At 70.1% G+C, this 18,194-nt stretch carries 17 protein-coding genes; 10 read left to right on the top strand and 7 right to left on the bottom strand.

Annotation, left to right across the window (positions count from 1 at the left end):
* Nucleotides 1-75: 75 nt before the first annotated feature.
* From FFS25_RS07595 to tkt, 3 genes are all read right to left on the bottom strand, one after another.
* The gene (locus FFS25_RS07595) at nucleotides 76-1,701 is read right to left on the bottom strand and encodes a glucose-6-phosphate isomerase (protein WP_137802440.1); all 1,626 of its coding nucleotides are present in this window, start codon (nucleotides 1,699-1,701) and stop codon (nucleotides 76-78) included.
* 193 nt (nucleotides 1,702-1,894) lie between these two features.
* The gene (tal, locus tag FFS25_RS07590; protein ID WP_006213179.1) at nucleotides 1,895-3,001 is read right to left on the bottom strand and encodes a transaldolase; all 1,107 of its coding nucleotides are present in this window, start codon (nucleotides 2,999-3,001) and stop codon (nucleotides 1,895-1,897) included.
* Nucleotides 3,002-3,118: 117 nt separating this feature from the next.
* Nucleotides 3,119-5,248, bottom strand: a complete 2,130-nt coding sequence (gene tkt / locus FFS25_RS07585) for a transketolase (protein ID WP_137802439.1) — start codon at nucleotides 5,246-5,248, stop codon at nucleotides 3,119-3,121.
* A gap of 337 nt (nucleotides 5,249-5,585) precedes the next feature.
* On the opposite strand from tkt, the gene FFS25_RS07580 reads away from it, so the two are divergent.
* The 10 genes from FFS25_RS07580 to FFS25_RS07535 all read left to right on the top strand — a co-directional run bounded on the left by FFS25_RS07580 (nucleotide 5,586) and on the right by FFS25_RS07535 (nucleotide 15,638).
* Entirely contained in the window at nucleotides 5,586-6,578 is a 993-nt protein-coding gene (locus tag FFS25_RS07580) for a heme o synthase (protein WP_137802438.1), read from the top strand.
* Nucleotides 6,579-6,706: 128 nt separating this feature from the next.
* The gene (locus FFS25_RS07575) at nucleotides 6,707-7,606 is read left to right on the top strand and encodes a dihydrodipicolinate synthase family protein (RefSeq protein WP_137802437.1); all 900 of its coding nucleotides are present in this window, start codon (nucleotides 6,707-6,709) and stop codon (nucleotides 7,604-7,606) included.
* On the top strand, nucleotides 7,603-8,610 hold the full coding sequence (locus tag FFS25_RS07570) for an ABC transporter ATP-binding protein (RefSeq protein ID WP_137802436.1): 1,008 nt from the start codon (nucleotides 7,603-7,605) through the stop codon (nucleotides 8,608-8,610). Before FFS25_RS07575 ends, FFS25_RS07570 begins: the two co-directional genes overlap by 4 nt.
* A complete protein-coding gene (locus FFS25_RS07565) occupies nucleotides 8,607-9,413 on the top strand; it encodes an ABC transporter permease (RefSeq protein WP_249933815.1) in 807 nt (268 codons plus the stop codon). Before FFS25_RS07570 ends, FFS25_RS07565 begins: the two co-directional genes overlap by 4 nt.
* A gap of 121 nt (nucleotides 9,414-9,534) precedes the next feature.
* On the top strand, nucleotides 9,535-10,602 hold the full coding sequence (locus FFS25_RS07560; protein ID WP_137802435.1) for a COX15/CtaA family protein: 1,068 nt from the start codon (nucleotides 9,535-9,537) through the stop codon (nucleotides 10,600-10,602).
* Between the two features lie 235 nt (nucleotides 10,603-10,837).
* Nucleotides 10,838-11,575: a helix-turn-helix transcriptional regulator gene (locus FFS25_RS07555; RefSeq protein WP_137802434.1), complete on the top strand. Its 738-nt coding sequence runs from the start codon at nucleotides 10,838-10,840 to the stop codon at nucleotides 11,573-11,575.
* Between the two features lie 79 nt (nucleotides 11,576-11,654).
* Entirely contained in the window at nucleotides 11,655-13,106 is a 1,452-nt protein-coding gene (gene sufB, locus FFS25_RS07550) for a Fe-S cluster assembly protein SufB (RefSeq protein ID WP_137802433.1), read from the top strand.
* Nucleotides 13,107-13,203: 97 nt separating this feature from the next.
* Complete coding sequence (gene sufD, locus FFS25_RS07545) at nucleotides 13,204-14,433, top strand: Fe-S cluster assembly protein SufD (protein ID WP_502704723.1); 1,230 nt, start codon at nucleotides 13,204-13,206, stop codon at nucleotides 14,431-14,433.
* Nucleotides 14,434-14,497: 64 nt separating this feature from the next.
* Nucleotides 14,498-15,259, top strand: a complete 762-nt coding sequence (sufC, locus tag FFS25_RS07540; protein WP_006213169.1) for a Fe-S cluster assembly ATPase SufC — start codon at nucleotides 14,498-14,500, stop codon at nucleotides 15,257-15,259.
* A 28-nt stretch (nucleotides 15,260-15,287) separates the two neighbouring features.
* A complete protein-coding gene (locus FFS25_RS07535; protein ID WP_006213168.1) occupies nucleotides 15,288-15,638 on the top strand; it encodes a metal-sulfur cluster assembly factor in 351 nt (116 codons plus the stop codon).
* Nucleotides 15,639-15,742: 104 nt separating this feature from the next.
* Here the strand turns inward: FFS25_RS07535 and FFS25_RS07530 are convergent, their stop codons facing one another.
* From FFS25_RS07530 to FFS25_RS07515, 4 genes are read right to left on the bottom strand one after another with little or no spacing between them, the layout of a single operon-like run.
* The gene (locus tag FFS25_RS07530; protein WP_137802432.1) at nucleotides 15,743-16,084 is read right to left on the bottom strand and encodes a muconolactone Delta-isomerase; all 342 of its coding nucleotides are present in this window, start codon (nucleotides 16,082-16,084) and stop codon (nucleotides 15,743-15,745) included.
* Nucleotides 16,081-16,752: a CbiQ family ECF transporter T component gene (locus FFS25_RS07525; RefSeq protein WP_137802431.1), complete on the bottom strand. Its 672-nt coding sequence runs from the start codon at nucleotides 16,750-16,752 to the stop codon at nucleotides 16,081-16,083. Before FFS25_RS07525 ends, FFS25_RS07530 begins: the two co-directional genes overlap by 4 nt.
* The gene (locus tag FFS25_RS07520) at nucleotides 16,749-17,507 is read right to left on the bottom strand and encodes an energy-coupling factor ABC transporter ATP-binding protein (RefSeq protein WP_137802430.1); all 759 of its coding nucleotides are present in this window, start codon (nucleotides 17,505-17,507) and stop codon (nucleotides 16,749-16,751) included. The genes FFS25_RS07525 and FFS25_RS07520 overlap by 4 nt, the downstream gene beginning before the upstream one ends.
* Entirely contained in the window at nucleotides 17,504-18,166 is a 663-nt protein-coding gene (locus FFS25_RS07515) for a biotin transporter BioY (RefSeq protein ID WP_058870880.1), read from the bottom strand. Before FFS25_RS07515 ends, FFS25_RS07520 begins: the two co-directional genes overlap by 4 nt.
* Nucleotides 18,167-18,194 lie beyond the last annotated feature (28 nt).

Genomic DNA, 18,194 nt, shown 5'->3' with positions numbered 1-18,194 from the left:
CGCCGCCGCCCTGAGAGCGGGCGACGGCGCGGCGCAGGCTGAGGCCGGATGGGGTCCGGTTCTGCCAGGACCGGGTCAGCGGCCCAGGATCGCGTGCAGGACGTCGAGCACCTGGCTGACGCCGGTCTCGCGATCGGTGAAGCGCAGCTGCAGCACGGGGCGGTCGTGCTCGCGCAGCACCTGGGCGTCGCCGTCGGCCTGGGCGGAGATCAGCTCGCCGAAGGTGAAGTCGCCGCCCGGGATGTCCAGGTCGGTGTCCGAGGCTGCAGTGATCTGCAGGAACGAGCCCACGGGGGTGCCGCCCTTGTGGAACTGACCGGTCGAGTGGAGGAAGCGCGGGCCCCAGCCGAACGTGGTGGGGCGTCCGGTGATGCTGGCCAGCAGCGGACGGGCATCCTCGAGCTCGGTCCAGGTCAGACGGTCGAAGTACGCCTGGACAGCCAGGTAGCCGTTGTCCGGCAGCGTCTTCAGCAGAGCCTGGATGGCCTCGCGCAGGTCATCGGCTCCGTCCAGCAGCGAGGCGTCGCCGCGGATCTCCACGGAGCCGTCGACGAGGTCCGCCGGAGTCGGCTCGGGCTTGTCCGCGAGCACGGCGCGAGTGGCGATCTTGGCGGACTCGACATCCGGCTGATCGAACGGGTTGATCTTCAGCAGGGCGCCGGCCACGGAGGTGGCCACCTCCCACAGCAGCATCTGCGCGCCGAGCGAGCCGGCGACCGCCACGGCGTCGACGTCTCCAGTCAGGACGCTCTCGTCGTCCGAGGCCACCAGCAGCGCCGGCAGGACGTCGGCGGCCACGGGCGCCTGCAGCTCGGGAGCGTCCTGGCCCACGACGACGGGGAGGATGCCGGTGCCCAGCTTGCCGGTCGACTCTGCGATCAGCTGCTCGGCCCAGTCGGCGAATCCGACGATGCCGGAGCCGCGGTCCTGCAGCACGATCTTGTCGCGCAGCGGCGAGGTGCCGCCAAGGGCCGCACCGAGGCGCAGAGCCAGGTTGTCCTCGGCGTCCTCGCGCAGCATCTCGGCGGCGGCCTCGGCGTCATCCAGCAGGGCGGTGATGTCTGCGCCTGCCAGCCCCGAGGGGACCAGGCCGAAGGCCGTCAGGGCGGAGAAGCGCCCGCCCACCGAGGCATCGGCGTTGAAGACGGCGCGATACCCGGCCTCGCGGGCGGTCTGGTCGAACGGGGAGCCCGGATCGGTCACGACCACCAGACGGCGCGCCGGATCGATACCGGCATCCGTGAAGGCCTTCTCGAAGGCGCGACGGGCCGAGTCGGTCTCGACGGTCGAGCCGGACTTGGAGGAGATGATCGCCGCGGTGCGGCCGATGCGATCCGACAGCGCCGCCTGGACCATCACCGGGTCCGTGGAGTCGAGCACGAACAGCTCCACGCCTGCGGTGCGGGTGATGACCTCGGGGGCCAGCGAGGAGCCGCCCATGCCCGCGAGCACGAAGCGGTCGACGCCCTCGGCCTCGAACGCCGAGCGAAGCTCGAGGATCTCCTCGATCAGGGGGCGGGAGACGTCGTGCGCCTCGACCCAGCCCAGGCGCTTCGAGGCCTCGTCCTCGGCGTCGGCGCCCCAGAGGGTGTGGTCCTTGGCGAACAGCCGCGAGGCGAAGCGGTCCTCGACGAGCTGCGGCACGTGGCGATCGATGGCTTCGCGGGCGGCGCCCGCGGCGGTGACGGAAAGGGTGCTCATGATGTCCTCTCGATGAGCGGGGCTCCGGTTCGGCCGTCGGCGGCCGATCTGCCTCGCGATCCGATGCTTGAAGTCCTGCGATGCTGCGGTCCTGCGGTGCGTCGGCCCGTCCGCTGCGGCGACGGCCGGAGCGGACGGGCCGACGGGGGCCACCGGACAGCGAGCAGACGCGAGATCCGGTGGCCTGAGGGACTCAGCGCGAGGAGTCCAGCGCCGACTGCACGGTCTCAAGCAGCTCGGCCCAGGAGGCCTCGAACTTCTCGACGCCCTCCTTCTCGAGCAGGTTCACGACCTCGTCGTAGTCGATGCCCAGCTCGGCCAGGCGGTCCAGGTGCGCGTTGGATTCGTCATAGGTGCCGGTGATCGTGTCGCCGGTGATCTCCGAGTGATCGGCCACGGCGTCCAGGGTCTTCTCCGGCATGGTGTTCACGACGTCGGCGGCCACCAGTCCGTCCACGTAGAGCGTGTCCGGCAGCGACGGGTCCTTGGTGCCGGTCGAGGCCCACAGGGGGCGCTGGGCGTTGGCGCCGGCCGAGGCCAGGCGCTTCCAGCGCTCCGTGGAGAACGCCTCCTGGTAGACCTGGTAGGCCAAGCGGGCATTGGCCAGGCCGGCCTTGGACTTCAGCGCGGTCGCCTCATCGGTGCCGATGGCATCCAGGCGCTTGTCGACCTCGGAGTCCACGCGGGAGACGAAGAACGAGGCGACCGAGTGGATCTTCGAGAGGTCCTTGCCGTTCTCCAGCGCCTGCTCCAGACCGGTCTGGAAGGCGTTGATGACGGCACGGTAGCGCTCGAGCGAGAAGATCAGGGTCACGTTGACCGAGATGCCCTCGGCCAGCGTGGCCGTGATCGAGGGGAGGCCGGCCTCGGTGGCCGGGATCTTGATCAGCACGTTGTCGCGATCGATGGTCTGCGCCAGGCGCTGGGCCATCTCCGAGGTGGCCTGGGCGTCATTCGCCATCCGGGGATCGACCTCGATCGAGACGCGGCCGTCCTTGCCCTGGGTCGCCTGGGCGATCGGGGCGAAGACGTCGCATGCGTCGCGGACGTCGTCGGTCGTGATCCGGAGGACGGCCTCGTCGACGTCGACGCCCTCGGCGGCCAGCTCCTTGACCTGAGCCGCGTAGGACTCCCCGTTGGACAGCGCGCCCGCGAAGATCGTGGGGTTCGTGGTCACGCCCACGACGTCCTTGGTGTCGATGAGCTCCTGCAGGTTGCCGGTGCTCAGACGCTCGCGGGAGAGGTCGTCGAGCCAGATGGAGACTCCGGCCTGGGAGAGCTTGGCAGTGGTGTCGGTCATGATGATGCTCCTGTGATGTCGAAGGATCGTCAGTGCGTCTGCGGTGCAGGCGACGCTGCGTGGTCGTGCTGGGGCCGGTGACTGCGGCCGACGGATCGGCCACAGTCACCGGGTGCGTCACTTCGCGGCGGCGATGGATTCCTGGGCCTTCTCGACGACGGCCTCGGCGGTGATGCCGAACTCGCTGTAGAGGCGCTCGTAGGCGGCGGAGGCGCCGAAGTGCTCGAGCGAGACAGCGCGGCCGTTCGAGCCGAGCAGGTCGTTCCAGGACATGGCGATGCCGGCCTCGACGCTCACGCGTGCGGTGAGCTCGCGGGGGATCACGGACTCGCGGTAGTCCTGGTCCTGGGCGTCGAACCACTCGCGGCACGGCATGGACACGACGCGCGCGCCGATGCCCTTCTCCTTGAGCTGCTCGCGGGCCTCCACGGCCAGCTGCACCTCGGAGCCGGTGCCGATGAGGACGACGTCCAGGGACGTGCCCTCCGGGGCGTCGGCCAGGACGTAGCCGCCCTTGGCAGTGCCCTCGGCCGAGGCGAAGGCCTCGCCCTCGCCATCCGGGTGGATGTCCTCGCGGCGGAACGTGGGGACGTTCTGGCGGGTCAGCGCCAGGCCGGAGGGGCTCTCCGTGGTCTCCATGATGGTCCGCCAGGCCACCGAGGTCTCGTTGGCGTCGGCCGGGCGCACGACGTTCAGGCCCGGGATGCCGCGCAGCGAGCTGAGCTGCTCGACCGGCTGGTGCGTGGGGCCGTCCTCGCCCAGGCCGATCGAGTCGTGGGTCCAGATGTAGATCGACGGGACCTGCATGACCGCGCCGAGGCGCACTGCCGGGCGCTGGTAGTCCGAGAAGATCAGGAACGTGCCCGAGAAGGCGCGCGTCTGCGACGACATGGTGATGCCGTTGACGATGGCGGCAGCGGCGTGCTCGCGGATGCCGAAGTGCAGGACGCGTCCGTACGGGTCCGCCGAGAACTTCTTGGTGGTGCGGCTGGACGGGTTGAACGAGTTGGCCGACTCGATCGTGGTGTTGTTCGATCCCGCGAGGTCGGCGGAGCCGCCCCACAGCTCCGGGAAGGTGTCGGCGATCGCGTTGATGACCTTGCCGGAGGCCGCGCGGGTGGCCACGGTCTCACCGGCAGGGAACTGCGGGAAGGCCTCGGCGTAGCCCTCGGGGAGGGTGCCGTCGCGCAGGCGGTCGTAGAGCTCGGCGCGGTCCGGGTGGGCCTGGCGCCACTCGGCGAAGCCCTTATCCCACTCCTCGCGATCGGCCTTGCCGCGCTCGACGAGCTCGCGGGTGTGCGACAGGACCTCGTCCTCGATCACGAAGCTCTGCTCGGCGTCGAAGCCGAGGACCTTCTTAGTGGCCGCGAGCTCCTCGGCACCGAGCTTGGAGCCGTGGATGCCACCGGTGTTCTGCTTGCTGGGCGCCGGATAGCCGATGATCGTCTTGAGGCAGATCAGCGACGGGGCGGAGGTCTCCGCCTCCGCAGCCCGGATGGCGTCGTGCAGGGCCTGGACGTCCTCGACGTACTCGTTGCCGTTGGGGCCGCCTGCGGTCCAGTCCACGGTCTGGACGTGCCAGCCGTAGGCCTTGTAGCGCTCGGCGACGTTCTCGGTGAACGCGACGTCGGTGTCGTCCTCGATCGAGATCTGGTTCTGGTCGTAGATCGCGATGAGGTTGCCGAGCTCCTGGTGCCCGGCCAGCGACGACGCCTCAGAGGTCACGCCCTCCTGGAGGTCGCCGTCGGAGACGATCGTGTAGACGCGGTGGTCGAACGGGGACTGGCCCGGAGCGGACTCGGGGTCGAAGAGCCCGCGGGTGTAGCGCTGGGCGTAGGCGAAGCCCACGGCCGAGGAGAGGCCCTGGCCCAGCGGGCCGGTGGTGATCTCCACGCCGGCCGTATGGCGGTACTCCGGGTGGCCCGGGGTCTTGGAGCCCCAGGTGCGCAGCTCCTCCAGGTCCTTCATCTCCAGGCCGAACCCGCCCAGGAAGAGCTGGATGTACAGCGTCAGCGAGGTGTGGCCCGGGGAGAGGATGAAGCGGTCGCGGCCGGTCCAGCGATCATCGCTGGGGTCATGGCGCATGACCTTCTGGAAGAGCAGGTAGGCGGCCGGGGCCAGGCTCATGGCCGTCCCGGGATGTCCTGAGCCCACCTTTTCCACGGCGTCCGCGGCGAGCACGCGGACGGTGTCCACGGCGCGGCGATCGACATCGGTCCAGGTGAGTGTCTGATCAGACTGAGGCACAGGTGCACTGTCCTTTCTCGGGGGCGCATGGCACCGCTCGCACGTGCGGCGACGCCGGAGTTGTGGATCCAGCCTAGAACACACGTCGGTCAGCGGAAGGGGTGATTCCGTGGTTTGCCTGAGGGCGTAGTCGATGCCTCCTCCGGTCGCATCGCCGGTGATGCGTCGCGGGCCACGGCGCGAGCGGCCATGAGGGTCTATACTGGCCGGATCATCCCCGTCGCACGCCATCCGCCAGGCGCCGCGCACACCACCTTCCGGGCCCGGGTCGGCCTGGACGACGGGGAGTCCGTTTCCGAGTCATCGACCCCGTCACCGTTCCAGGGAGTCAGTTCACGTGAGTTCAGCGCAGGTCTCCAGGCATGCAGCACCGACCGGTCCCCAGGATCCGTCGGATGCGCGTCGGGAGAGCGGGCGGACCACACCTGGTCAGCGCGTGCGGGCGTACCTGCAGCTGATGAAGCTGCGCATCGTCGAGCTGCTGCTCGTGGCCACGGTGCCGACCATGATCTTCGCCCACCACTACCACGGCAACGGCGGCTTCCCGAGCATCTGGCTGATCCTGGTCACCCTTGTGGGCGGCACGCTCTCCGCAGGTGCCGCGGGCGCCTTCAACTCCTACATCGACCGCGAGTCCGACCGGCTGATGAAGCGCACCTCCAAGCGCCCGCTGGTCACCCGCGTGGTCAACGACTGGGAGGCCCTGGTCCTGGGTTGGGTCCTCTCGGTGGCCTCGGTGCTGCTGTTCGCCCTGGCGGTCAACGTCTTGTCGGGCGTGCTGACGGCCGCGGCGATCTTCCTCTACGCGGTCTTCTACTCGATCATCCTCAAGCGGCGGACCAGCCAGAACATCGTCTGGGGCGGGGTCGCCGGCTGCATGCCGGTGCTGATCGCCTGGGCCGCGGTGACGGGGACCGTCGAGTGGCCGGCCGTCGTGCTGTTCGCGGTGATCTTCCTGTGGACCCCGCCCCACTACTGGCCGCTGTCGATGAAGTACTCGGACGACTACGCCCGCGCCGGGATCCCCATGCTCGGGGCGATCGCCTCGGATGGGCGCGTGGCCAGCCAGGTCGTGCTCTACGCCTGGGCCACCGTCATCTGCTCGCTGCTGCTCGTCCCGGTCAGCGGCGCCGGCTGGGTCTACGCCGTGGTCACGCTGGCCGCCGGAGCCTGGTTCCTGCTGCAGTGCCACCGGCTGCTGGGGCTGGCCAGCCAGGCTGAGCCCACCTCCACACAGGCCATGAAGGTCTTCCACGGCTCGATCACCTATCTGAGCCTCGTGTTCGTGGCCGTGGCGCTGGATCCGTTCCTCGGCGGACCGATCCTCTGAACGTCGCGCAGCTGACGCACGGCGACCCTCGCGCCCGCCGACCAGCCGGCTCGCGCTGAGTCCCCGTTCCCCGGACCCGCACGGGTCGCGGCCCCATCACTCCCTCCAGAATCGAGAGCACGCTCAGGATGGACTTCTCCGGGCTGATCGCCTATCCGGTCACACCGTTCACGACCGCCGGTGCCGTGGACCTGCCTGAGCTCGCCCGCCAGGTCGAGGTCCTGGTCGGCTCGGGCGTGGACTCGATCTGCGTGCTCGGCACGGCCGGTTCCTTCGCCTATCTGAGCTCCGAGGAGCGCGCCACCGTGGTGCGCACGGCCGTCCAGGCTGCCGCGGGCTCCGGGATCCCCGTGGGAGCCGGAGTCTCCGCCATGACGACCCAGGACGTCCTGGAGCTGGCGTGGGACGCGGAGAGTGCCGGAGCGGACGGCCTGGTGCTGAACCCGCTGTCCTATGTGGCCCTGCGCTCGCCCGAGATCGCGGATCAGGTCGAGACCGTGGCCTCGTCGGTCGCGCTGCCGCTGTGCCTGGACAACAACCCTTCGACCACCGGCTTCGTCTACCCCGTGGACCTGGCCGCCGAGCTGAGCGATCTGGGCAACGTCGTGGCGTTCAAGGACACGGTCGACTCCGAGCGAGCCCTGCAGAACCGTCGCCACCTCTTCCTGGAGCTGGCCGAGCCCGGGACGAGCTTCGGGATCGCCGGGACCTCGCTGATCCTGAACTCGGCCGATGCCTCGATCGCCTGGCACACCGGCTTCGCCGCCGCACTGCCCCGGGAGTGGGTCGCGTTCCGCGCCGCCGCTGCGGCCAGGGACGTCGAGCTCGTGGATCGCTGGCGCCGGGCGTTCTCCCCGCTGATCGAGGTGCTGCGCTGGGAGCGGCCGCTGAGCTCGCTCTACGCCCTCAATGACATCTGCGGCATGCGCACCGCCCCGCCGAGGCGGCCCCTGCACCCGGTGGGCACGCCCAGCCGCGAGCGCATCCGCTCGGCCGTCCGCGAACTGCGCGCGGAGATGCAGCAGTGACGGCCGCGCTCGAGATCGAGGACCTGGTGATGGCGTTCCCGCAGCGCCGTGCGCCCAGCCGGCGTCGCCGGGGGAGCCGCGACCCCGACACGGGCGCGGACACGCCTGCGCCGCGCTCGAGGCTCCGGGCCGTGGACGGCCTGAGCCTCACGGCCCGCAACGGCGAGGTCACCGCGCTGCTGGGGCCCAACGGGGCGGGCAAGACGACCACGCTCGAGTGCGCCCAGGGCCTTCGGCGGCCCACGTCCGGGACCGTCCGACTGCTGGGTGAGCAGCCCTGGGGCGCCCGACCGGAGCTGCGCGCCCGCGCCGGCGTGATGCTGCAGGACGGCGGCCTGCCGCAGTCGGTCAGGGCAGGGGAGTACCTGCGCCACATCAGCGCGATGTACCAGGACCCGGTCCCGCAGCACGAGCTCCAGGCGCGCCTGGGCATCGGCTCCTTCGCCGGAACCCCCATCCGGCGGCTCTCCGGCGGCCAGCGCCAGCGCGTGTCGCTGGCCGCGGCGCTGGCCGGAAGGCCGGAGATCGTCTTCCTCGACGAGCCCTCGGCCGGCCTGGATCCCCAGTCGCGCGCGGTGGTCTTCGACCTGATCGACGAGCTGCGCGGCGACGGCACCGCCGTCATCCTCACCACGCACCTGCTCGACGATGCCCAGCGCCTGGCCGACCAGGTGGTCATCGTGGATGAGGGCCAGGTCCGCGCCTGCGGCTCCGTGCAGGAGCTGATCGACGGCGACGGCCGCTCCGGAGCCCTGCGCGTGGAGCTCACCGCCGCCCAGCAGCAGCGCTGGGCGCAGCATCCCCCTGAGCTCGTGCAGCGCCCGGACCTGCAGGTCAGCGCGGAGGGAGCCCGGATCGTGATCAGCGGTGCGACGCGCCCGCAGGAGCTGGCCGAGCTGAGCCAGTGGCTCGCGGCCACCGGCGAGCTGCCCCTGTCCCTGAGCCTCCAGCCCCGCTCGCTGGAGGACGTCTTCCTGGAGCTGTCGGGGAGGCAGATCCGATGACCGAGAGGACCATCCTGTCCCGTACTGCTTCCGAGGACCCGACCCCGTCGCGGCCGGCCCCTGCTGGCCGGCGCGTCGCCGCCCAGGCCGCTTACGAGACGCGCACCATGCTGCGCAACGGCGAGCAGCTGCTGCTGCTGATCATCCTCCCGGTCATGGCTCTGTTCGCGCTGACCTGGATGGATCTGCTCGACGGGGCGCTGCCGGCCGGTGCCGAGAGGATCGACCTGGCCGTGCCCGGGGTCCTGGCGCTGTCGGTGATCTCGAACGCGTTCTCCGGCCAGGGCATCCAGACCGGCTTCGACCGCCGTTACGGCGTGCTGCGGCAGCTGTCCACCACGCCCCTGGGCCGGTTCGGGCTCATCGCCGGCAAGCTCGGCGCCATCCTGGCGGTGCTGGCCGTGCAGACGGTGCTGATCTGCGGGATCGGTCTGGCCCTGGGCTGGCGGCCCGAGCCGCTGTCCGTGCTGGCCATGCTGCTGATCCTCGGGGTGGGCGCCGCGGTGTTCACCGGGCTGGGCCTGCTCGTGGCCGGCACGCTGCGCGCTGAGGCCACGCTGGCCGTCGTCAATCTGCTGTGGGTCCTGCTGGCGGCAGCCGGCGGAACCCTGGGCCCGGCCGCAGCCCTTCCGGGTGTGCTCGGCTGGGCGGCTTCGCTGCTGCCATCGGCTGCGCTGGGGGAGTCGCTGCGCATCGTGCTGGTCGGCACCGGCCACGGCCCCCTGGTGCTGCATCTGGCGGTCCTGGCCGTATGGGGCCTGCTCAGCTGGGCGGCGACCGTCCGTCTGTTCCGCTGGAGCTGAGACTGCGCACGGGCCGCCGGCTCCGGTCCGGGTGCACAGGGTGAGGGACTAGACTGGTCGGGCGCCCGGCGCTCCGGTCGCGCAAGCACTGACCCCCCTTTCAGATCCTGGACGTGAGCACGTGAGCACCCCTTCCTCGGCCCCGACCGCCTCGGACCTCGGCGACGACCCGCGGGAGGCTCCGGGGCCCGGACCCGAGCCGCGCAGTGATCGAGCTCCGATCGGCTTCTTCCTGCGCGGCGAGGTCGACGGATGGGTCCGCTTCACGGCCTGGGCCTCCCTGGCGGCCAACATGCTGCTGATCCTCACCGGCGGCCTGGTCCGGCTCACCGGCTCCGGCCTCGGCTGCCCCACCTGGCCCCGGTGCACGGACGAGTCCTGGACCAACACCTCGGAGATGGGCATCCACGGGTTCATCGAGTTCGGCAACCGCACGCTGACGGGCGTGCTCATGATCGTCGCCGTGCTGGCCTTCCTGGCCGTCGTGCGCATGGCCCGCCGTCACGCGTCGCTGTTCGTGCTGACCCTGCTGCTCGGTCTCGGCATCCCCGTTCAGGCTGTGGTCGGCGGCGTCACGGTGCTGACCGGTCTCAATCCGTGGATCGTGGGCATCCACTTCATGATCTCCTCCGCCATGATCGCCATGGCCGCGATCCTCGTGAATCGGACCCGGCGGTTGAGCCTGGAGCACGTGGCGCAGGCGGAGCTGGCCGGACAGTCGCCGCAGCAGCGCGGCCCGATCCGCGGGCTGCTCATCGCACTGGCCGTGTTCGCGGCGCTGAGCATCTACCTGGGCACGCTGGTCACCGGCACGGGTCCTCACGGCGGCGACGCCGGCGACGTCGTGCGGCACACCTTCGACGCCCTCGTGATCGCCCGGCTGCACGCTCTGCCCGCCTACGCCGTCGTCGCGCTGGTGCTGGTCGGACTGCTCGTCGGCCGCCGGACCTGGCCCATGGCGGTGCGCCGGTCGCTGCAGCTCGTGGGACTCGTCGTGATCATGCAGGCGCTGATCGGCTTCTACCAGTTCTTCAACGGCCTGCCGATCCTGGTGGTCGCGCTGCACCTCATCGGCTCGGCCCTGTTCGTGGCCGTCGTGTCCATGGCGGTGGAGAAGGGCTTCCACGTCACCTCCGAGGCTCCCGTGCTGACGGAGGCCGAGCGCCGCGACGGGCCCGTCACCGTCTGAGGGCGCATCGAAGCCCGCACCGGTTCGGGAGGGGCCGCTGGAATCCGTCGCTGCGGAATCCAGCGGCCCCTGCGCGTTTGCGCCTGACCGAGTCGAAGGATGAGGTTCTCATCACATCCCGGTCTTTCTGAGGGTGACCTTGCTAGGAACGCGGAATGGATTTGGACATACTCGAGTTGTGTATTGGACAGGGTCCGCATCACGGGCCCCCGAGACGGCGAGAGGCGGTACGAGCATGGTCCAGACGGACGTCAGGAGCGCGCGCAGCACCGAGGACGCCGCCGAGTCCACCACCCGATCCCGGATCCTCAACGCCGTCCTGGAATCCGGACCCGTCTCCGCCAGCGAGATCGCAGCGCAGATGGGCCTCACGGCCGCCGCAGTGCGCCGTCACCTGGATGCCCTGGAGCGGGATCGGTTCATCGAGGTCACCCTGGTGCGCCGCCCCGGAGCAGGTGCGGGTCGCCCCGCCCGTCGCTACGTGGTGGCCCCGGAGGGCCACGAGCGCCTGGGCAACGACTACCTCGAGGTCGCCCACGACGCGCTGCGCGCCATGCGCGAGCTCGGGGGAGAAGAGGCCCTGCGAGGCTTCGTGCAGCGTCACCAGCAGCGCATCGAGAACCGGTACCGCCCGGCCGTCGAGGCTGCAGGGGAGGACGTCGCCGATCGTATGGACGCCCTCGTGCGCCAGATGGCCGCCGACGGCTACGCCGCCAGCTCCACCGTCGTGCAGGTCGGCTCCCAGCGCCGCGGAATGGCCTCCCTGCAGCTGTGCCAGGGGCACTGCCCCCTGCTCGAGCTGGCAGAGGACTACCCCGAGTTCTGCGAGGCGGAGACGAGGATGATCGGCTCCCTGCTGGGCGTCGACATCCGTCGGCTGTCCACGCTGGCCTCCGGGGGGCACGTGTGCAACACGCATGTGCCCCTCGAGCGCCGGGACGAGGATCCACCACGCAGCGCCGAGCGCACCTGAGACTTTCCCTCACCATCCGAACCACCGCGGTCGACCGGGCAGAGCCCGGATCGGCAGCAGACCACCAGAGGAGGCCGTCGTGACAGATGTGACACAAGCCAACGACACCACCATCTCCGACATCCTGGAGAAGAACCCCGAGCTCGAGGGCATCGGGACGTACGAGTACGGCTGGGCCGACAAGGACGTCGCGGGAGCCTCCGCGCGCCGCGGCATCGACGAGGACGTCGTGCGCGACATCTCGGCGCGCAAGAACGAGCCCGAGTGGATGCTGAACCTGCGCCTGAAGGCCCTGAAGTTCTTCCAGCGCAAGCCCATGCCCACCTGGGGCGCGGACCTGTCGGGCATCGACTTCGACAACATCAAGTACTTCGTGCGCGCCTCCGAGCAGCAGGCCGGCTCCTGGGAGGAGCTGCCCGAGGAGATCCGCGACACCTACGAGAAGCTGGGCATCCCCGAGGCCGAGCGCTCCCGCCTGGTGGCCGGCGTGGCCGCGCAGTACGAGTCCGAGGTCGTCTACCACCAGATCCGCGAGGACCTGGAGGCCCAGGGCGTCATCTTCATGGACACCGACACCGCGCTGCGCGAGCACCCGGAGTTCTTCGAGGAGTACTTCGGCACGGTCATCCCGGTGGGCGACAACAAGTTCGCCGCGCTGAACACGGCCGTGTGGTCCGGCGGATCGTTCGTCTACGTGCCCAAGGGCGTCCACGTGGACATCCCGCTGCAGGCCTACTTCCGCATCAACACGGAGAACATGGGCCAGTTCGAGCGGACGCTGATCATCGCGGATGAGGACTCCTACGTCCACTACATCGAGGGTTGCACCGCGCCGATCTACAAGACGGACTCGCTGCACTCGGCCAACGTCGAGATCATCGTCAAGAAGAACGCCCGCGTGCGCTACACGACCATCCAGAACTGGTCGAACAACGTGTACAACCTGGTGACCAAGCGCGCCATCGCCCATGAGGGCGCCACCATGGAGTGGGTCGACGGCAACATCGGCTCCAAGGTCACCCAGAAGTACCCGGCGGTCTACATGACCGGCGAGCACGCCCGCGGCGAGACCCTCTCGATCGCCTTCGCCGGCGAGGGCCAGCACCAGGACACCGGCTCCAAGATGGTGCACGTCGCCCCGCACACGTCGTCGTCGATCGTGTCCAAGTCGGTGGCCCGCAACGGCGGCCGCTCCGCCTACCGCGGCCTGGTCCAGGTCCGCGAGGGCGCCCACCACGCCAAGTCGAACGTGGTCTGCGACGCCCTGCTCGTGGACACCGTCTCGCGCTCGGACACGTACCCGTACGTCGACATCCGCGAGGACGACGTCTCCATGGGCCACGAGGCCACAGTCTCGCGCGTGTCCGAGGAGCAGCTGTTCTACCTCATGCAGCGCGGCCTGCCGGAGGACGAGGCCATGGCCATGATCGTGCGCGGCTTCGTGGAGCCGATCGCCCGCGAGCTGCCCATGGAGTATGCGCTCGAGCTCAACCGCCTGATCGAACTGCAGATGGAGGGATCCGTTGGCTGATAAGCCCAGCACCGCCGCAGCACCCGGCACCACCACCCCCGAGGAGGATGTGGTCGACGGCGTGCGCACCGATGAGGCGCGCATCGCCATCCCCGGGATGACCCAGGAGGGCGAGAAGCTCGCCACCGCCATGGTCGAGTCCGAGGAGGAGGCCATGGGGGTCTCCGCCTCGCAGGAGGACGGCAAGGTCAAGGGCACCAAGATCGCCGGCACCTCGCGCGCCGATCGGCAGGCGTCCTACGACCTCGCGGACTTCCCGGAGCTGACCGGGCGCGAGGAGGACTTCCGGTTCACCCCGCTCAAGCGCCTCAGGGGACTGCACACGGATGAGCTGACGGGGCCCGCCCCGGCGGTGACCGTGTCCGGCTCCGATCGCGTGCGCGTCGAGACCGTGGGCCGCGACGACGCCCGCATGGGCTCGGCCGGCATCCCCGAGGACCTCCTCTCGGCCAGCGCCTGGGCCGCCTTCCAGGAGGCCACCGTGGTGACCGTGCCGGCCGAGGCCGAGATCGACGGCACCGTGATGATCGAGATCGAGGGCACGAGCCCGGATCCGGCCGCCTCCCACCTGGTCGTGGTCGCCGAGCAGTTCTCGAAGGCGCGCATCGTGCTGCGCCACCACGGCTCAGCCGTGGTCTCGCAGAACGTCGAGTTCTCGATCGCCGATTCGGCGAACATCACCGTGGTCTCCCTGCAGGAGTGGGAGGACGAGGGCACCGTGCACGCCTCGGCGCAGCACGTCTCGCTCGGCCGCGACTCGCGCTTCAAGCACGTGGTCGTCTCCCTGGGCGGCGACACCGTGCGCGTGACCCCGTCGGTGCGCTTCCGCGCACCGGGTGCCGACGTCGAGATGTACGGCCTGACCTTCGTGGATGACGGCCAGCACCTCGAGTCGCGGCTGTTCGTGGATCACTCGCAGCCCAACTGCCGCTCGCGCGTGACCTACAAGTCCGCATTGCAGGGCGAAGGCGCCCACGGCGTGTGGGTCGGCGACGTCCTGATCCGCCCGGCCGCCGAGGCCACCGACACCTACGAGCTCAACCGGAACCTGATCCTCAACGACGGGCCCCGGATGGACTCGATCCCCAACCTGGAGATCGAGACCGGAGTCATCGCCGGCGCGGGCCACGCCTCCACCACGGGGCAGCTGGATGCCGAGCACCTCTACTACCTCATGTCGCGAGGCATCCCGGAGCGCGACGCCCGCGCCCTGGTGGTGCGCGGCTTCCTCTTCGAGATCCTGCAGCAGATCGAGGACGAGAGCATCGAGGAGCGCCTGCGCGAGATCGTCGAGGCCGAGCTGGCCAACGTCGAGCGCGGCGCCTGAGGTCCCGCCACCGAAGCACCTGCCGATCACGGCACCCACACCTTCACCATTTCAGGAGAGACTTTTGAGCACTCTGGAGATCAAGGACCTTCACGCATCGGTCCTGCTCGACGACGAGAACAGCAAGCAGATCCTCAAGGGCGTGAACCTCACCATCAACTCGGATGAGGTCCACGCGATCATGGGGCCCAACGGCTCCGGCAAGTCCACGCTGGCCTCGACCATCGCGGGCCACCCCAAGTTCCGCGTGGACTCGGGCGACATCCTGCTGGACGGCGAGTCCGTCCTGGAGATGTCCGTGGACGAGCGGGCGCGGGCCGGGCTCTTCCTGGCCATGCAGTACCCGGTCGAGATCCCGGGCGTGACCACCTCCAACTTCCTGCGCTCGGCCAAGACCGCCGTCGACGGCGAGGCCCCCGCTCTGCGGACCTGGACCAAGGACGTCAAGGAGGCCGTCGCTCAGCTGAAGATGGATCCGCAGATGATCCAGCGCAACGTGAACGAGGGCTTCTCCGGCGGCGAGAAGAAGCGCATGGAGATCATGCAGCTCGAGCTGCTCAAGCCCAAGATGGCGCTGCTGGACGAAACCGACTCCGGCCTGGACATCGACGCCCTCAAGGTCGTGTCCGAGGGCGTGAACCGCGCCAAGGCCGCTAACGGCATGGGCGTCATGCTCATCACGCACTACACGCGCATCCTGCGCTACATCGCTCCCGATCACGTGCACGTCTTCGCCGACGGCCGCGTGGTGGAGCAGGGAGGCCCGGAGCTGGCCGAGCAGCTCGAGGCCGAGGGCTACGACAAGTACGTCGCTGCCGCCAAGTGACCGGTTGAACCCGGACGAGGAGGACACCATGACCGAAACGACCGCCGACGCGGGCCAGGTCCCCGCGGGCGCGCCGCAGATCTCCGAGGTCGAGGACGCGCTGAAGAACGTCATCGATCCCGAGCTCGGCGTGAACATCGTCGATCTGGGCCTGCTCTACGGCGCCTCCTACATGGAGGACGGGGCCCTCAAGCTCGACATGACGCTGACCACGGCGGCCTGCCCGCTGCAGGACGTCATCGAGGAGCAGGTCGAGCAGAACCTCGGCCCGCTCGTCGACGAGTGGCACGTCAACTGGGTCTGGATGCCGCCGTGGGGCATGGAGCGCATCACCGAGGACGGCCGCGACCAGATGCGGGCCCTGGGCTTCAACATCTGACCCGCCTGCGGCGCACGACAGCGCCCGGTCGCGCAGCTGATCCGCTGCGCGACCGGGCGCTGTCGTCGTGTGCGCGGGCCCGACAGCCCCGCGTCAGCGCTCGATCAGCGGATCGAGTTCGGGTGCTGGCACAGGGGAGTGGTCTCGATCGTCATGTACGGGTACATGGGGAAGCCCGAGAGGATCTCGTGCAGTCGCTGGTTGGACTCCACCTCGAAGATCGAGACGTTGGCGTACTGCCCGACCACGCGGTAGATGGCCTCTAACTCGCCGGCCTCCTGCAGCCCCTGGGAGTACTCCTTCTCCTGGGCCTGCTTCTGGGCCACTTCCTCGGCGGGCATGGACTCGGGGAACTGGACCTGCATGCGGCAGAGGAACTTCACGATCGACTCTCCTGATCTCGGGTGCTGGTTCACGGCCACTCTATCGACCGTGGGACGGGTCACGGCCGGGGCGAGTCCAGTCCGCGGGCAGCCAGGGCCTCGCCGGTGCGCTGCCCGTGGGCCACGGCGGATATCACCAGGGGAGCGGCGAGCCCGACGGGGCCGAGACGGGCACCGCGCGCGGCGGCGGCATCGCGGAGGTCGTCGAGCACGCCGGTCAGGAACGGGATCGAGCGCAGCATGATCTGGATCGCCAGCCCGATCCGCTCCGGATCCGCCCCCATCAGCCGCAGCGGGGACAGCAGCCGCACGAGCCCGTCGAGCAGCTCGGGAAGGGGCGTGGTCTCCAGCAGGACCCGGGTGGCCAGCAGCGCGGTCACGACCGTGAGCAGCACCTCGGCGGCCATGGCGGGATCGCGGCGCAGCAGCAGGTGATAGGCCGCCAGCAGACCCAGGATCCACGAGGCGGGACGGAGACTGTGCCACCAGGCGCGCGGACCTATCCGTGCGGCGGCTGCCGCGAGCAGGACCAGCAGCAGGCACCCGGCGGGCACCGCCCACGAGGTCTCGGGCGCCTCGATGCCGAGCCGTCGCAGCAGCCATGGGAAGGGCAGCATCAGCAGCACCGAGATCACCGCCACGCCGGAGGCCTTGAGCGCCAGCGGGGCGCGGTGGACCGGGGTGTCGGCCGGGCGGTGGAAGCCGAAGAGCTCGCGGCGCGAACGGCTCACGGACCGGCCCCGGGTCTCGACGGAGCGGTGGGGAAGCCCTCGCGGCAGCAGCGCCGGTAGCGGTCGATGACCTCCTCGGCGGGGCCGTCATCCAGCAGGAGGCCGTCGTGGATGAGCAGCGCCCGCTGGGCCGTGGCCGCCAGCTCCAGGTCGTGCGTGGAGATGATCTGCTGCTGGGGCAGGGCGTCGAGGCGCTCGAGCAGGGCATCCCGGTGGCGCAGGTCCAGCAGCGTGGTGGGCTCATCGAGGGCCAGCACCCTGGGCTGCACGGCCAGCACCGCCGTCAGAGCCACGAGCTGGCGCTCACCGCCGGAGAGGTCATGGATCGACTGGTGGCGCTGCCGGGACAGTCCCGCCTCTTCGAGCAGCCGCCCGGCGAGCTCGGCCCGCCTCCCGGGGGGCTCGCCCGCGACTCGCAGGGAGAGCTCGACGTCCTCCTGCGCGGTGGGCATCAGCAGCTGGGCGGAAGGGTCCGAAAACAGGAACCCGACGGCGCGACGGGCCGCGCGGACGTCGTGCACCGCGTCCGTCCCGTGGACGCGGGCCGAACCCGAGGAGACCTCGGCCAGGCCGTTGAGCACGCGCAGCAGCGTGGACTTGCCGGAGCCGTTGAGCCCGATCACCGCGATCCGGCGCTCGTGCAGCGCGACGCTCAGCGGCCCGAGCAGGCGAACGGGCTCGCTGCTGCTCGGCGGGCCGGGGACCTCGACGACGATCTCGCGCAGCTCGATTCCGCGGTGCTGCCCGCCGCTCACGACCGTGCGGCCAGCCGGGGGAAGGCGCGGTGCACGGCAGCGGCGATCAGCGCCGCCAGCACGAGCTTGAGCAGATCGCCGGGCCAGTAAATCAGATCTGCGAGGAAGGCATCGCGCAGGGTGAGTCCGCCGTTGAGCATCATCCCGGGGATGCCGAAGACGCGGGTGATCAGGAACCCGCCGAGCAGCGCAGCGCTGATCAGCCCGAGGAGCACACGGCCTCGTGAGACGCCGCGGCGCAGGACGGCGTAGGCCAAGAACCCTACGCAGGCGGCGGCGATCGGGAACGCAATGATGTAGCCGGCGGAGGGGCCGGCGAGGACCGCCGGTCCGCCGCGGAAGCCGGAGAAGATCGGCAGACCGACGAGGCCCACCACCACATAGAGCGCGACGGCCAGGAAGCCGCGGCGCCCGCCCAGGACCAGTCCGGTGAGGTACACGGCCAGCGTCTGCAGGGTGATCGGCACGGCCAGGGGTCCCACGGGAATGGCCGGCAGGACGGCGCACACGGCCACGAAGGCCGCGAAGACGGCGATCAGGCCGAGATCCGTGCCCGCGCTGCGACCAGGGGCCGTCTGCTTCCGTGCGGCGGCAGGAGCGGTCTGTGCGGAGTCGGCGGAATCCTGAGGACGGGAGGATGCTGGCGTTGATGAAGGCATGGCACAAGGATAGGGGAGGGTTCGGATA

The organism is Kocuria sp. 2SI (assembly GCF_005502825.1).
Taxonomy (GTDB): domain Bacteria; phylum Actinomycetota; class Actinomycetes; order Actinomycetales; family Micrococcaceae; genus Kocuria; species Kocuria palustris.
Note: the sequence above shows the minus strand (reverse complement) of the source record. Positions and strands in the feature narration are given on the sequence as shown.